The sequence below is a fragment of the Thermotoga caldifontis AZM44c09 genome, assembly GCF_000828655.1.
Taxonomy (GTDB): Bacteria; Thermotogota; Thermotogae; order Thermotogales; family DSM-5069; genus Pseudothermotoga_A; species Pseudothermotoga_A caldifontis.
The window spans coordinates 554,797-570,056 of the sequence record NZ_AP014509.1 but is presented as its reverse complement, the minus strand read 5'-3'; the positions used below and the strand labels follow the sequence as shown (position 1 = coordinate 570,056).

14 protein-coding genes are annotated in these 15,260 nt (G+C 53.1%); 10 read left to right on the top strand and 4 right to left on the bottom strand.

Translation table 11 applies throughout. The features are described from left to right. Positions 1 to 2 precede the first annotated feature (2 nt). Both TSP01S_RS02760 and TSP01S_RS02755 read right to left on the bottom strand, forming a co-directional pair. The gene (locus tag TSP01S_RS02760) at positions 3 to 1,085 is read right to left on the bottom strand and encodes a M20/M25/M40 family metallo-hydrolase (RefSeq protein ID WP_041078352.1); all 1,083 of its coding nucleotides are present in this window, start codon (positions 1,083 to 1,085) and stop codon (positions 3 to 5) included. Between the two features lie 9 nt (positions 1,086 to 1,094). Further along, positions 1,095 to 1,727: a lactate utilization protein gene (locus TSP01S_RS02755; protein WP_144380615.1), complete on the bottom strand. Its 633-nt coding sequence runs from the start codon at positions 1,725 to 1,727 to the stop codon at positions 1,095 to 1,097. A 188-nt stretch (positions 1,728 to 1,915) separates the two neighbouring features. On the opposite strand from TSP01S_RS02755, the gene TSP01S_RS02750 reads away from it, so the two are divergent. The 10 genes from TSP01S_RS02750 to TSP01S_RS02705 are packed head-to-tail and all read left to right on the top strand — an operon-like array spanning position 1,916 to position 11,367. Further along, entirely contained in the window at positions 1,916 to 2,587 is a 672-nt protein-coding gene (locus TSP01S_RS02750) for a helix-turn-helix transcriptional regulator (protein ID WP_041076266.1), read from the top strand. Positions 2,588 to 2,601: 14 nt separating this feature from the next. Continuing rightward, positions 2,602 to 2,988, top strand: a complete 387-nt coding sequence (locus TSP01S_RS02745) for a RidA family protein (protein ID WP_041076264.1) — start codon at positions 2,602 to 2,604, stop codon at positions 2,986 to 2,988. Continuing rightward, positions 2,985 to 3,422, top strand: a complete 438-nt coding sequence (locus tag TSP01S_RS02740; protein WP_052463471.1) for a DUF6917 domain-containing protein — start codon at positions 2,985 to 2,987, stop codon at positions 3,420 to 3,422. The genes TSP01S_RS02745 and TSP01S_RS02740 overlap by 4 nt, the downstream gene beginning before the upstream one ends. 2 nt (positions 3,423 to 3,424) lie before the next feature. Further along, on the top strand, positions 3,425 to 4,879 hold the full coding sequence (locus TSP01S_RS02735; protein WP_197538907.1) for a hypothetical protein: 1,455 nt from the start codon (positions 3,425 to 3,427) through the stop codon (positions 4,877 to 4,879). Between the two features lie 12 nt (positions 4,880 to 4,891). After that, positions 4,892 to 6,184 carry an FAD-dependent oxidoreductase gene (locus tag TSP01S_RS02730; RefSeq protein WP_041076260.1) on the top strand — a complete coding sequence of 431 codons (1,293 nt, stop codon included), beginning with the start codon at positions 4,892 to 4,894 and terminating at the stop codon, positions 6,182 to 6,184. Between the two features lie 15 nt (positions 6,185 to 6,199). Further along, positions 6,200 to 7,573: a transporter permease gene (locus TSP01S_RS02725; RefSeq protein WP_052463470.1), complete on the top strand. Its 1,374-nt coding sequence runs from the start codon at positions 6,200 to 6,202 to the stop codon at positions 7,571 to 7,573. A gap of 44 nt (positions 7,574 to 7,617) precedes the next feature. Beyond that, positions 7,618 to 8,454, top strand: a complete 837-nt coding sequence (gene dapF / locus TSP01S_RS02720) for a diaminopimelate epimerase (RefSeq protein ID WP_231848594.1) — start codon at positions 7,618 to 7,620, stop codon at positions 8,452 to 8,454. Positions 8,455 to 8,480: 26 nt separating this feature from the next. Then, a complete protein-coding gene (locus TSP01S_RS02715; RefSeq protein WP_041076258.1) occupies positions 8,481 to 8,708 on the top strand; it encodes a hypothetical protein in 228 nt (75 codons plus the stop codon). Then, a complete protein-coding gene (locus tag TSP01S_RS02710; RefSeq protein ID WP_041076256.1) occupies positions 8,705 to 10,483 on the top strand; it encodes a cobalamin B12-binding domain-containing protein in 1,779 nt (592 codons plus the stop codon). The genes TSP01S_RS02715 and TSP01S_RS02710 overlap by 4 nt, the downstream gene beginning before the upstream one ends. Then, entirely contained in the window at positions 10,477 to 11,367 is an 891-nt protein-coding gene (locus tag TSP01S_RS02705; RefSeq protein WP_041076254.1) for a hypothetical protein, read from the top strand. The genes TSP01S_RS02710 and TSP01S_RS02705 overlap by 7 nt, the downstream gene beginning before the upstream one ends. 47 nt (positions 11,368 to 11,414) lie before the next feature. Here TSP01S_RS02705 and TSP01S_RS02700 read toward each other — a convergent pair whose 3' ends face one another. Then, a complete protein-coding gene (locus TSP01S_RS02700; protein WP_041076252.1) occupies positions 11,415 to 13,289 on the bottom strand; it encodes a family 16 glycosylhydrolase in 1,875 nt (624 codons plus the stop codon). A gap of 42 nt (positions 13,290 to 13,331) precedes the next feature. Next, entirely contained in the window at positions 13,332 to 15,128 is a 1,797-nt protein-coding gene (locus TSP01S_RS02695; RefSeq protein WP_041076250.1) for an alpha/beta hydrolase family protein, read from the bottom strand. Positions 15,129 to 15,260: the final 132 nt, after the last annotated feature.

The window sequence follows — 15,260 nt, the reverse complement described above, 5'->3', positions numbered from 1 at the left end:
TCTCACCTCCTTCTCTGATCGAAGTATTCGAGCAGTTCAACCGCCAAACTCACACGGTCTTCGAAACTGTCGATGAGTGCGAATTCTTCTTCGGAATGGAACCTTCCACCGCACAGTCCAAGCCCATCCAGCGTCGGCACTCCGAACGCGGTGAAGAAGGCCCCATCTGCTCCTCCACTGGAATGTTCCAGCTCGAAACGCTTGCCAAGGTTTTGAAAAACCTTTTCGAGTGCGCACTTCATCTCATCCATGAACAGCATGGGAGGCCTTCTCTCGATGAGACTGTAAGTACAAGAGGTCCGTTCTATACGATTCTCGCTAACTATCTCGACCAGCCTCTTTTCGAATTCTCTGAGTTCCTCAATGTTTGAGAATCTCACATCGCAGTAGATCCTGCACAGATCGGGTGTTATGTTCGATTTCTCACCACCGTTCATGATCGTTGGATTGACGGTCAGGCCACCGATGTGACCGTTGAGCGAATAGAGTTCACAGACCTTGTAAGACGCTTCGACGATCGCGTTGGCTCCTTCTTCCAGTCTCGAAGCGTGTCCTTTGACACCCTTCACTTCGATGTTGAGCGACGCGATACCCTTTCTCGAAGCGACCAGTTCTTTGTGAATCCCTCCAGGTTCGAAGGAAAGACAGCAAACACTCTCCCTGGCGTATTTTTCGAACGTCTCTCTGCTCTCCTTCGAACCCAGCTCTTCGTCGACGTTCAGAACGACGCACAAACCATCCAGATTCTTTCTCATCGCCTCTTCAACCACTGCGACGAGCAACACGGCACCACCTTTCATGTCCGCAACGCCCGGTCCTCTTGCAACGTTGTCCTGCAACGTGAACGGTCTTCGACTCGCCTCACCTTCCTTGAAGACCGTATCGAGATGACCTATGAGCGTTAGATAAGGTGGTTTACCTTTCAAAGCCACGTGTGCGGCACTCTCACGATGAACGTGGAAACCATAATCTTTCAAAATATCAGCCACGAACTGGGTTCTTTCGAGCTTCGCAGAGTTGTCCAGGTCGAACCCTGTATCGGTGTTGACCAGCCTTTCGAGCAGCTCCAGCCATTTCTTATCCATCCTGATCACTCACAGACCCAATTCCTTTATCGTCAAAATGATCTTTATCCTTCCAGGTTGATTTTTCGAATCGTGAACGATGTGATAATGTCTGCATATCCTCTGCGGAGAATCACAATCCTGGCAGATGCCTGTCACCGCGCACGGGGTGGAGAGAGACAATCTCTTTGCGTTCATAGGAGCGATGTATCTGATCCTCTCTCTCGCCGCGTCCAGGTCTTCCACGATCTTGTTGGCACTGACGATCAGGATGACGTTCTTCGGACCGTACGTTACAGCCGCGACCCTGTTTCCCCCACCATCCATGAACACGAGTTCTCCATCCATGGTGATGGCGTTCGCACTGCATAAATAGTAATCCGCTTTGAAGGCTTCGAGTTCGATGGCTCTCCTGTCCGGTGCGCTGTACCTGTCGAGGAAGTTGTATTTGCCGGACCTGAGCAGATCGAGAACACCTGTTTCCACGAGCGTGACGGAACCACCCGAACTCACGGTTGATCCAGCAGGTATGAGCCTTTCAACGTGTTCCAGCACCTGCTTTTCGTCCTCCGCGATGTACACCTCAAAACCCTTTTTCTCCAGAACTGGTTTTATAGCTTTGCAGAGTGATTCGTACTTGAACCTGTAAAGTTCTGCGCGCACCATGGCACCTCCCAATCAAGATTATCTCACACGGTTTTTGATGATTGTGGGTTATTTTTCACAGAATTGGGTGAACCGTGTTTGAATATAGTGAAAGATCTCGCTGGAGCTTCAAATAATTTGTTGTATCTCGTCCAACAAAAAGTTGTACTATATACCAATTCATTGTATACTCGGGAGGGGTTGCGATGAAGAGGCTGCACCCGATCCTCAAGGCGTTCGTTCCGATGGTGAAAGCGCTCGCCGAAACGCTGGGGCCGGATTACGAAGTGGTACTGCACGACGTTTCCGATCCGGAGCATTCCGTCGTGGCCATAGAGAACGGCCATGTGACGGGCAGAAGCGTCGGTTCTCCCCTCACGGACTTCGGACTGTACCTCTTGAGATCGCCCAGGTTCAGGAACGTGGATTACGTCGCGAACTACATGACGCGGACGAGGGAAGGGAAAAAACTCCGTTCGACCACCGTGTTCATAAGGGACGAAGCCGGCGAAATCGTTGGTTTTCTCTGCATCAACTACGACACGACCAAGGCGCTCATCGTGAAGGAATTTGCGGAGCAGCATTTGAAGTTTCAGAACCTCGAAGAGATCACCGGAGCTAAGGAAGAAAGGTTCGCCAGTAAGGTTGAAGAACTCCTCGCCGAAGCTATGCAGGAGGTAAAGAGTCTCACAGGAAAGCCTCTCAGGTTCGCCAGCAAGGAAGAGAAGCTCGCCGTGATAAAGAAACTCGACGAGAAAGGATTCTTCCTGCTGAAAGGTGCTGTGGAAATGCTCGCTCAGGAACTTGGAAACTCCAAGTTCACGGTGTACGCGTATCTGAGAGAAGCGAGAAGAAAAGGTGACTCAATAATGATCTGAAGGAGGTGCTGACGGTGAAAATCATCCAGACCGATGCCGCCCCCAAGGCCATAGGACCTTACTCTCAGGCAGTGAAAGCGAACGGCTTCGTGTTCGTCTCGGGTCAGATACCGCTCGATCCAGAAACGGGACAGCTCGTCGATGGGGATATAAAGAATCAAACCAGGAGAGTTTTTGAAAACATCAAGGCGATCCTGGCCGCGGCTGGCTGTGACCTGAGCAACGTTGTCAAAGTCACGGTGTTCACCGACGACATCTCGAATTTCTCCGCCATCAACGAAGTTTACAGCGAATACTTCAGCACGCACAAACCTGCAAGATCTTTCGTGGAAGTCTCGGCGCTCCCCAGAAACGCGCACGTCGAGATCGAGGTCATAGCGGCCAAGGGGGCCAAAGCATGAAAGAACCATACTCTGCAGGAATGTTGAATTTCGATCCGTACGCGAAGAAACAACCCGTCGTTGGCAGGATCGTGGCCGTTCTCAGAGGAAGGCTGGAAAACAGGAACCTCAACATTATTGAGCCCCGTTCGAGGGCGTTGAAAGTGGGAGAAATTCACGAGCTGATCATGACAGACGAGAGAGAAGCGGCTCCCGGAAAAGTGGTGAACCGCATCGCGTACGTTGCTTTCATTGAGATCGTCCAGGGAGGCGTCGTAGTATCGAAGGATCAGGTCGAGCTGAGCGACGGCAGGCGCCTTGGAACGCTCGTCGGTTTCGATGAGACACACATGCCCAACCACGAGAACATCGTGATCTACTCGGATCAGTTGATGAGTGGAGAAGAACTGGGACTTCAAATCGGTGAGAGTGTCGTTTTCTACAAGGAGGGATGAGCATGTTCAAGTACAGATATCATCTGTACAGGCATTTGAAACAGTCTCTGCCGAAGATTCTGGAAGAAGCTAAGAAGGCCGCGGACGAGATAGGAATTCCCAAAGACTGGAGAGGGAAGTTCGGACTCACCGGCGCGATATCCGGTTGCCACGGTCTCGTGACCAGAGAGGTGGACGAGGCGATCAGCGCCGTGGCACGCGAGGTGATTCCGAACAAAGTCTTCGCCGACGAGATCAGAGACATCGTCAAGGATTATTACGGCGACGATTACGATGCACTTTTGGTCAGCACCTGTGAGGCGGCGCTGTGGCTCAGCTTCGACGTGCTGGTGTCCCCACCGTTCACAGGCAGGGGTGACAATTACAGAACCCGCTACATCGTACCTTACGAAAGACACCTTCACCACCATGGAGGCTACGGCAGACCCTTCCCGCCACGGTACAAGGACATATTTGCAGACAGGGGCTGCACTGCGGGCGAGCTGGGTTTCTACGGGAAGAGACTTGAGAATGTCGACGTCATCATAGTTCCCATGGCTGGCGCACGCTACACGGTGCACGGAATAAAGTACCATCCAGCGATCCTTCTGAGCGGTGTCAAGGCAGAGGAAACGGCGAAGCGAATAAGAAAAGTTGCGGAACAGCACATAGAAATGCTTGCCGGTTTCTCATCGCTCGGATACGACACAATCGGTTACGGCTACGGAGAAAAAGACGAAGAGGGCGTACCCATACTGCAAAAAAGACTCGGAGAGCTCGCAGAAGAGTTCAACGTGCCGTACATCGTGGACAACGCCTGGGGTGTGCCTTTCATCGGAACTGATCCGAGAAAGATCGGCGCGTGGGTCATAACCTACAGCATGGACAAAGCTGCGGGAGCTCCGACCTGTGGCTTGATCATCGGAAGAGAGGAAGTCATGGTGCAGATAAGGAGGGCGATGGGTACACACGGCGACAGATACGGTACGCCGTCGAGCTACGGTAAGGCCGCGTACGTGACGTTCGACCCGGGCAAGGAAGCGCTCGCAGGGGCCATCGCCGCCCTGAAAGCCCTGAGGAACAAGGCTGACAAGTTCAAAAGGAACGTCGACAGACTCTACGAAATCACCGTGGAAGAGTTCTCCAACCTCGATGCCCGCATCAGACACATCTTCAAGATCTCCAAGAGTTACAACTCGGGCGCCGTGGAAATCAACTACGACGATTGCTGGGAAAAGGGTGTACCGTTCCCGATCTTCCCGATCGAGGACATGTACGCGGGCACGAACATACTCCAGATCGGCACCGATGCGATGGGCATCATTCAAACGATCGCGTACGATGGAAACATATTCATCTCACTCGGACTCGGCACGACGGATGAAAATGGTGATATCATTGAAGACAAAACAAGACTCGCGGTCAGAGGTCTCGTCAAGCTCATAGAGATCGTCGCTAAATATTCCAATGTTCTGTGATGGGGTGGTCCCATGGCGAGGGCACCGAGGGTAGTCGTGGTCGGAGGAGGGTGGGGTGGTTGTGCGGCCGCCGCGGCCGCACGTAAAGCTGGAGCAGAGGTCATCCTCATCGAAAGGACGGACATGTTGCTCGGCACAGGCTTGGTTGGAGGCATTTTCAGAAACAACGGCAGATTCACGGCTGCCGAAGAGATGCTGGAGATGGGTGCGGACATCTTCAGCGTGATGGACAGGTGCGCCATCCACAAGAACGTTGAATTTCCCGGCCACAAGCACGCGAGTCTGTACAACGTCTACAAGATCGAACCAGCGGTTCGAGAGTACCTCATAAACCTCGGTGTTCAGATCCTCACGAACGCACGCGTCATAGACGCGGCGAAGGAAGGCAACAGGATCGTTTGTGTTGTGGTCGAGAAGCATGAACCGATCCATGGAGATACGTTCGTCGACGCAACGGGCACTTCTGCCGTACCGGCCAACTGCACGAAGTACGGTAACGGCTGTGCCATGTGCATTCTCAGGTGCCACAGTTTCGGCCCGAGAGTCAGCATCACGACGAAGGTTGGAGTGGAAGAGTGGGTTGGTAAACAGCCCAACGGCAGCGTTGGTGCCATGAGTGGGTCTTGTAAACTCGTCAAAGACTCCATTGATCCGGGTATCGTGAAGGAGCTCGAAGAGAAAGGATGCGCGCTCGTACCAGTGCCTCCGGAAGTGAGAGAAGAAGAAAAGCTTTTGAGCATGAAGGCGTGTCAGCAGTACGCACTGCCAGAATTCGTAGAAAATTTGGTTCTGCTCGATACGGGTCCCGTGAAGCTGATGACTCCTTTCTTCCCACTCGAACAGCTTCGAAAGATCCCCGGAATGGAAAAGGCCCGCTACGAAGATCCCATCGCCGGTGGGAAAGGTAATTCTATGAGGTACTTCGGTTTTGCCAACTGTACGCCCGAACTGCAGGCGATAGGTCCGGTTGACAATCTGTTCTGTGCCGGTGAAAAGGCCGGGGCGATGGTGGGACACACCGAGGCGATCGTCACCGGTACGCTGGCGGGTCACAACGCGGTGAGGAAAGCCGTCGGTGAGAAATTGCTCAGATATCCTGATGAACTTGCGGTCGGAGACTTCGTCAACCACGTGATCGAAGAGATGAAAAAAGAGGAAGGCCGCCAGTACAAGTACACCTTTTCAGGTTCGATCTATTTCAAACGCATGGTCCAGAAAGGTCTCTACACGACCGACATTGAACAGATCAAGAAAAGGGTGCGTGAAGCCAATATGAGCAACATCTTCAACACCAAACTGGTGTGAGGGGGTGGCGTTCGCGTGGTGGAATTGACGCTGGCTCACTGGCTGTACCTCGTCTTCATGGTACTGGTACTCGTGACCATGTTTCTGCGAAAAGACACACCACTGATCTGTCTGCTCGGAGCACTGCTCATCGGCTGGGCGGTCACAAAATCGTTCATCGGAGCCATCCAGTCCGTGTTCAACGCGATCGTCGTCGCAGGTGTGGAACTGCTCGGTATCGTGGTCGTTATCTCGCTCATGGTGGCGCTCTCGAAGCAGATGGAGAAGAGTGGAGCGGCAGCTGTGCTGATCAGAACGCTCGGCAAACCGATCAAGGGCCCGAGGTCTGCGTTCTGGTTCGTGGGTATCATCACGGCGATCCTGGCACTGTTCATCTGGCCCACGCCTTCTGTGGCACTGATCGGTAGCTTGCTCGTTCCCGTGGCCGTCAGCGCTGGTCTCTCTCCAGTCGGTGCCGGTGTGGCGATCGCGATGTTCGCTTACGGTGTGTCCCTCACTACAGACTTCGTCATTCAGGGCGCACCAACACTGACTGCAAAGGCTGCGGGGATAGGCGTTGGAGAAGTCATGGTCGCGATGGTACCTCTGATCATCGTCTACGCGGTGGTGTCGATCCCGCTGGCATACTTCTGGACCATGAAGGCGAACAAGAACTACGATCCGCGCAAGGACATCGAGCTTTTTGGAGAAAGCGTCATGAAAGCCAAAAGTGAAGAGTTCAGCACGTTCGCGAAGGTGGAAGCAGCGGTGGTTGCCCTCGCCTTCTTGATCGACATCGTCCTGATGCTCGCGCTGAAACTGCGTGGAGGAGATGCGACGGCTCTGCTCGGTGGTACCGCGGCGATGTTGCTGTTCGTGTTCACGCTCCTGCAGTACAAAGGAGAAGGCCTCGAGATCGGAGTCGATTTCCTCAGGGACGGTTTCATGTTCGGTGTCAAGATCTTCGCACCTGTTTTCATCATCGCTGCCATGTTCTACATGGGCAGTGGTGCTGCGAAACAGATCTTCGGTGATGCGGGAAGACCTCTGCTCTTCGATCTGGCCAACGCGCTCGCACAGAAAGTGCCTCTGAACAAGTATGCCGTCGCTCCGATGCAGGCAATAATTGGAGCGATCACGGGCCTTGATGGTTCTGGCTTTTCAGGTCTTCCTCTCGTAGGAACGCTCGCCGGTGGTCTGGCACCCGTGGCGAAGGTGAAGACCTCAGTACTGGCTGCGCTCGGTCAACTCACGGCGGTCAACTGCGGTGGAGGAACGATCGTTCCTTGGGCTTTGATCGCCGTTGCGGCCGTTTGCAAGACGAAGCCTGAAGAGATCGCAAGGAAGAACTTCGTTCCAGTGATCCTCGGTTACGTGGCCGCCACGATAGTAGCGATGATCCTCATGTGAAACATGAGGGGGCGCTTTTGCGCCCCCTTCTTGGGGGTTGGACTGTGAAGATAAGGTTCTTCAAGATGAACGGAGCGGGGAACGATTTCATCGTCATAGACAACAGAGAGAACGTGCTCGCAAATTTCGATATAAACCATTTTGTTCGCATGGTGTGCCGCCGGGGTAAATCCATCGGTGCGGACGGGCTCATGTTGCTCGAACCTTCAGAAACCGTGGACTTCAAAATGAGATACTTCAACAGCGATGGCTCTGAAGGGGAGATGTGTGGCAACGGAGCCCGGTGCATCGCGAGGTTTGCGAATCTGATCGGTGTTGCTGGTGAGCGCATGCGTTTTGAAACCATCTCCGGGATACACGAAGCGGAAATCCTGGGCGAAGAGGTGCGCATCAAGTTTCCAAACCTCAGCCTGCACGACTTCGAACTATTTCAGAAACGAGATTTCAGCTTTGGAACCGTTGAGTATCATTTCGGAACGGTCGGGGTGCCACACACGGTGATCTTCAAAGACGCCGTCGAATCGATGGAGGACGAAATCCTTTTGAGATGGGGAAGAAAGATAAGGTATTCCTTGGACGTGTTCCCGAAGGGAACGAACGTGAACTTCGTCCAGATCGTGGGAAAATCCAGAATAATCGTCAGAACCTACGAACGTGGCGTTGAGAACGAAACGCTCGCCTGCGGGACAGGTTCGATCGCCTCGAGCATCGTTTCCTTCCTCACGAGCAGGGTCGAACCAGCCGTGAGCGTGAAGGTCAAGGGCGGGGAACTGAAGGTCGGTTTTGAACGGCACGGCAACGAGTTCAGAAACGTTTATCTTCAGGGAGATGCGCGCGTTGTCGCTGAAGGTTACATCCTCCCAGACGCGTGGAAAGAATGAACCCGCTCGAAAGTGAGGTGGGTTTAATGATAGACAGGATCATCGACGCGTTCGATGTAGAAACCACGTTGCTGGCCAAAAGCGAAGAAGAAGCGAAGAACATCGCCGTTCAGTACTTCAAATCCCTCGGGTTCAACGACGTCGATGTGGTGTTCGTCGAGCACAACAATTTCGCTGCCAGGATCCGCCTGCGCGTTTATGTGTTCAGACCTGGTGACAAGTATGCCTGGCTCGCTGGAGGCGATACAGAATGAAATTCGTGCTCTTCCCACTCGATCCTGTTCACGATGTGGCGTTGAAGATGTTGAACAGAGAACTTTTGAAGAGAGGACATCAAACCATACTGCTACCACCCGATACGAAGATGGAAGAAGTCGTCGAGCTGTGCCAGAAGGAAAATCCAGATTTTATCATGGTGAGCAGGACTGTCGGTTACGGTGCCGCCGAATTGCTGGCCAGGTTCATAGACATGCTGGACGCGGCGGGTTTGAGAAAGAAATGCAAGGTCGTGGTTGGTGGTAAGGCGATCACGAAAGAGCTCGCCGCAGAACTGGGTTACGATGCAGGCTTCGGCGACAGAACGAACTGGGAAGAAGTCATCGCCTTCGTCGAAGGGAGAGAAGTACAGGAATCGAAAAGCAGGATTGTCAAAACCAAACGCGACATAACACATGGTTATTCGTACAGAGTCCACGACAGCGCGTTCAAAGACCTGCTCGAGAAGATAACGGATCAGATAATCGATTGGGCCAGAGACAGGACCAGCCCTGGCATCGAGCGGGCAAAGATGAGGGAGAAGATGTTGCAGGGCGAAGATCTTCTGGAGGACTATTTAAAACTGTGCGATGATACGGTTGTCTCCTATTTCAAGAAGAACACGCTTCCAAGGAAAGTGAGGCTCATAACAGAGGAAGAGAAGAAAAAGTTCGATCGGCTTGTTCGTGAAACCAGATTCGATGAAAAAATTCTGCGCCACAGTCTCGATAGACCTCTCGTTTTCGTTCAGTACGGAACGGGCTGTCCCTTCATGGATGCGATGCACATAAAAGTCAGCGAAGCGTGGGGTGCCGATGGGGTTCTTCACTTCGATCCTTCCTGGGGTGCAAGGTGCGAAGGTTTACTCGAAGGTCTGCTGGCGCACGAGGAAGATGGATCGATCATAACCTTCGAGAACCTGAAGCTCATAAAGTCAGCGCTGAACGACTCCACACTCTGGTGTGTCAGGGCGCACAGGGGCCTGAACACACCGGAAACCGTGCTGCTCGCAGCGTATGCAAAGGCCGATCTGACCAAAATAAACATGGTCTACGGTTCTCTGAACGGTGGTACCGATCCGGAGAGACTCACCGTCGATGGAGTGTACGCCATAAAGCTGGCGGCCAGATACAACCTTCCCTACGACATACCGACCAACGAAGAGCTCGGTGGCGTACCCGCACACAAGGCGTTCGCTGGCATGCTCGTGGTGGCGTACCTCGGGGTGAAATTGAACGCGAAACCCATTCTGAAGCCCTTGTTCTGTTACTCACCGGACGTGATGATCAACGATTACATGAAGGACAACTACATCGATTACAACGCGGCAAAGGTGATCGCACTGAGACGCATCATCGACGCACCGATCTGGCCAGGCGAGCCCATCGGTTTCATGACGCACACCGAGGACAGGGTTCAGTCCGCCATGACGACGGCCCTGCACGCCGCGCTCGCAAGTTCCCTCGGGCTCGATGCCATAACCATCGCTTCCACCGACGAGGCTTATGCGCGTGGTGCGATCACGGTGAGCGCGCGCATCGACACCCTCAGGGCGATCGCGGAAGCTTTCAGATTCTTCGGACAGGCGAAGATAGAACCGACGAAACAGGCAGAAGAGTTCGCAGAAAGGATCGTTGAAGGTGTATACGAAACGCTGAAGAAGGTTGCGGAAAGGGAAGATTTCGTGGCGTCCATGTACGAAGGCCTTTTCGGAACACGCGAAGAAGGCGCGAACCCAGGTAGGGCAGGAAGAGGTACGGTGAGAAAGTGCTGAGCATCGGCGTTCTGGGCACCGCGAAGAACACGGGAAAAACCACCACGGTGAACGCGTTGCTGAAATGTCTCGCTGGAAAGTCTCTGGCCATCACGAGCATCGGTTTCGATGGCGAAGATCTCGACCACATCACGGGCCTTCCAAAACCCAAAGTCGTGGTGGAAGAAGGGACCGTGGTGGCCACGAGCGAGCAAGCTGCGAAACATTCAACGGCGAAGCTGCAGCTGCTGAGAAAGCTCAACATCACAACGGCCTTTGGACCGATCTGCCTTTACAAAGTTAGACAGTCCGGCACCGTGGTGCTCGTCGGTCCAAACAACAGCGAAGATCTCCTCATGCTCAAGGATGTTTTGAAGAGTGAACAGACAGAAATTTTCCTGGTAGATGGGGCGATAAACCGTGTCGTACCGTTCCAGCACGTGGAGTTCGTCATCCTCGCACTCGGTGCTTCCAGATCCACCAGCATCGATGTTCTACTCACCGAAGCGAGAGTCATCGTGAAAGCCCTGAGACTACCCTTAAGTGAAGACGACAGAAATGTGATCGAAGGCCTGGTCAGTCAGGACAAAATGAAGTCTCTTCGAAACGAACGCATCTCGGTAGAGTCTCCCATGCACCTTTTGCTCGCTGAAGATCTTGCAGACCTTGAACGTTCGCTGGACGAGCTCGACATCGCCGTGCTGAGAAGGCCGGAATTGATCTGTGTGACGATCAATCCGTACTATCCAGCGAGACGCATGGAAGGTTTCGTCCTCGATCACATGGATCTGACAGAACTCTCAAGGACCATAGAACAGGAGTTGAACGTACCGTGTCTGGACGTGATGAAAGAAGAAGAAAGGCTGTGCAGGATCCTTGAAGAGAAAATTCGTGGCCTGAAATAAAAAAGCCGGCGCCACGGCGCCGGCCTCATCTTCAGCGACCTCAAAGCTCATCTGACTTCTTCTAAAGCGAAATCGTCAAAATACACCTTTCCAGTCCTTGGACTGTTCGTCTTTCCAAGCTCGATCGAGAGGTTGGCCACGGGATAGTCCGCGTTGAACGTGAACACGAGTTCGAAGCTCTGCCAATCCGTGGTCAGATTGTAGTTCTGAACCGCGTAGAGTGTGTAGTTTGTCGGGTGCAGGAATTTCACGTTTATATCTCTCGGGTTTTCCGCTCTGGCCTTGAAGGTGAACCTGTACGTTTTTCCCTTGGAAAGACCCACCCACTGGTTGAACTGCACGTGCCAGCTTTCCCAACCTGTGTCCATCACTTCTACGACGGCGAATCTGTTCTTTCCTTCCGTTTCGATGCTCACCGAAGCTCTTCCTCCCATACCGTACGGCGAACCGTACCACAGGAACCAATCGTCGGGCCAGTTCTGCTGATCGTTGGTCAGCGGATAGTCGAAGCTACCGTTGTCGATGGTCTCCATACCCACGCCTTTGTACACTCTGATGTAATCCACGTACATCTTCTGCGGGAAGGTCGTGGTCTCATCCGGATATCCGGGCCAGTAACCACCAACCGCGACGTTCATTATGATGAAGAACGGATGATCGAACACCCAATCTCCGGGGACCTCCGTTCTGGTTATCTGGAAGAACTTCACACCGTCCACGTACCATTTGATCCCAAGAGGGTCCCATTCGACCGCGAAGATGTGGAAGTCTTCGGTGAAATTACCAGTCGGAAGGGTGTAACTTCCACCTTTTCCACCGGCTCCCGAATAACCTGGTCCATGTATCGTACCGTAGACTTTGTTCGTTTCATGACCAAGGTATTCCATCACATCGATTTCTCCGCACGCGGGCCATCCCACTTCTGTTATGTTCTCTCCGAGCATCCAGAGGGCCGGCCATACGCCTTTACCCCATGGAAGTTTGGCTCTGAACTCTATTCTTCCGTACTTCACGCTGAACTTTCCCTGCGTTTTCATCCTCGCGGAAGTGTAGTTGTACGTTCCGTACTGATCCTGCGCGGTCTCTTTCTTCGCTTCGATGACCAGAACTCCGTTCTCTATGTAAGCGTTCTCCTTCTTGTAATATTCCAGCTCGGCGTTGCCCCAGCCCGGAATCCCCTGGGCGTGACCGTTACCGATTTCGAAACTCCACACACTCTCGTTTATGGTGTCTCCGTCGAAGTTCTCCTCCCACACCAGTTCGTACCAGTACTTCTCTCCGAGGGCCGGTGGTGGCGCGGGTGGTTCCGCCTGTCCCACTTTGATCAACTTCACGTTGTCTATGTACACGGTTCCGTCATCCTGACCAAGCTGAAATTCAAACCTTGCCCTCATGTCGGTCTCGTTCCTCATAGTGAACTCGAAACTGTAAGTCCTCCTTTCGGTGGTGATATCGATGGCGTACCCTCCAGATTGATCCACCGGCCGTCCGCTCGGCGGTGGGTTGTAGGGTATCCATCCTCTTGAGGCGGTCGCACCGATCTTCACTCCGATTCTTCTGCTCTTGCTCGCCCAGGCTTCGAACTCCACCCTGTAGATTCCCAGATACTCCACCGTGATTGGAGATTGTAGCACCTGCACCGACCACGAATTCGGTCCACCGTAGGTGATGGAAACTTTCAAAACTCCGTTCTCCACGACCCCAACAGCCTGTGCCCCATCTCCAGTCCTGAACAACCACGTTCTTTTGGTGTCGAAGTCCCCCGTGGGAATCTCAGGATACGATTCGCTTATGTACAGAATGTTCTGTGAGAAATCCCCGTTGCGGAGAATGTTGCCATCAAGTGTTTGTTGGGGCTGTCCAAGTCCGAAACTCATAAGAAAGCACGTCAGCGCCAGCGCCAGGAAAACTCTCCTTAACAATATGCATCCCCCCTTTCTATTCCAATTTTAATTCACCTTTTATCATCCTGCAAACTGTATGGCCTGTCCTGCCACGATGTACCAGGTGACGAACAGGGCGTTCACGAACGCACCGGTGTAGATGCTCCCAGTTCTTCTGTAGAAGAACGCCGACACAGCCCCGGCAACCGCGGTTAGAAAGACGAACTGGTATGCAACGATTCCAAGCAACGGCTGTGTTGGGAAGAACAATGTCTGTGTGGCAAACAATTTACCCACCTGAAGCAGCACGAGGATCAGTATTCCGAGACAGTTCGCGAGCGCTGAAGACACCATCCACACGGCCGTCGATGTCACCTCATTCTTGAAGGCTCTCGCCTTCAGCTGACCGTTCAGCACCAGCGAGTTCACGAACGCGAACAGCGCAAACGGCGGCAAGAATTTGATGAATATCCAGAACCTTTCAAAACTCATAGGCTTGAGCGCTATCACCCACCAGCGGAAATCCACTTTGAACGCCCACTGGACTATGGACAGGACTATGTGCGTTGCGAAGACCGTGCAGACACTCAGAGCGAAGGCTTTCCACAACTGTTTCAAGCGGAACCTCGGCTTTTCGGGATTCGTTGCCAGACCGTAGGTCAGCAGGTTGCCACCGATCCTGCGATGATAAACGAAGTGCCAGACGACGAACAGACCGATGGCGATCAGCGCGTTGAACGTTGCCCAGCGTGCGAAACCGATCGTCAAACTCTGCGGCCAGAACGCGTTCGGAGTCGGAGTTTTCCCACCAGGTTGCTGGAATTTGAAGAACGTGAACGCCGGGATCGCCGTAACCAGGAAGAAACCCACGAGCCACGCGATCGTGTTCACCAGTTTGTTCTTCACCTGGAAATCGACAGGCTGGTTTCTCAGAGACGAGAAATAAGCGGTCTGCAACATGCAGTAACCGTAGCTGAGCAGGAACATGATACCACCTATCAAACCGAGCAGCGTTCCGAACTCTTTCCATGGCCATATCTGGTTCTTCGGATCGATGTACTTCGGTGGCCTTATAGAGTCCTGCAAGAATTCGATGGCGTATCCGATCGCTTCAGTTGAGAGATGATCACCCGGATGCGTGCAGTTCGGTATGTACAATTTCCTCGCGGATTTGTTCTCGAACGAACCGTAAAGTTTTCCCGGGATCACATCTTCATCGGTACCGAAAGCGACCTTCAGCTTTTGAGTCTTAACGATGTCCGAAGCCTTTTCGACACCCCACATCAATCGACTGAACTCGTCGTACTTGCTGAATATAACGGCGAAATTGAATGGTGTTTCCGCAGTCACCTTTGGGGCACCGTAGGTTTCCGAGGAAGACCCCACGAGGATCACGGTTCGAACGAGCTGTGGATATTTCCCAGCCGCGCTGAGCACGGACCATCCACCCATGGAATGACCTTCGACCGCGATGTTGTTCTTGTCAACGAACGGCAGACCCGCAAGGTACAGCAATCCATCGGCCGCACCGCGCGCAGGATTGGCGAGTCCACCTTTGATCTGTTCAGAATAGCCGTGCCCGGCCATGTCCATAGCGAAGACCACGTAACCGCGCCTCGCGAATTCGATGTTGAAACCGCTCTGAGTCTCGCGTGAGTTGATGTAACCGTGCATGGTCAGGACTGCCGGCGCGGGCTTTTCCGGTGAAACGCCCTTGGGAATGAACAGTAACGCACTCAAAATCTTACCGTCACTGCTGACGAAACGCACGTCTTTGACTTGAACCCTTCCAAAATCCGTCTGGACCAGGTAGGCGATGAGGGAACCCACGAAGACCAGCACCAGCGACAGGAGGACCCAGAAGATACCCCTTTTCACAGAACACACCCCCACTCAAAGAAATTGGCCATACCCCATCAAGAGGTATGGCCATCTCCCATTCTCCACCATACCGGCAGAAGTTGAGATTTTCCACAACAAGTTTACACGTTTTTCGACGGATTTGTCAAG

Bases quoted from the DNA above. Each gene is read 5' to 3' on its own strand.
- TSP01S_RS02760 (WP_041078352.1), bottom strand. From the start codon at position 1,085: ATGGATAAGAAATGGCTGGAGCTGCTCGAAAGGCTGGTCAACACCGAT.
- TSP01S_RS02750 (WP_041076266.1), top strand. From the start codon at position 1,916: ATGAAGAGGCTGCACCCGATCCTCAAGGCGTTCGTTCCGATGGTGAAA.
- TSP01S_RS02740 (WP_052463471.1), top strand. From the start codon at position 2,985: ATGAAAGAACCATACTCTGCAGGAATGTTGAATTTCGATCCGTACGCG.
- TSP01S_RS02735 (WP_197538907.1), top strand. From the start codon at position 3,425: ATGTTCAAGTACAGATATCATCTGTACAGGCATTTGAAACAGTCTCTG.
- TSP01S_RS02730 (WP_041076260.1), top strand. From the start codon at position 4,892: ATGGCGAGGGCACCGAGGGTAGTCGTGGTCGGAGGAGGGTGGGGTGGT.
- TSP01S_RS02715 (WP_041076258.1), top strand. From the start codon at position 8,481: ATGATAGACAGGATCATCGACGCGTTCGATGTAGAAACCACGTTGCTG.
- TSP01S_RS02710 (WP_041076256.1), top strand. From the start codon at position 8,705: ATGAAATTCGTGCTCTTCCCACTCGATCCTGTTCACGATGTGGCGTTG.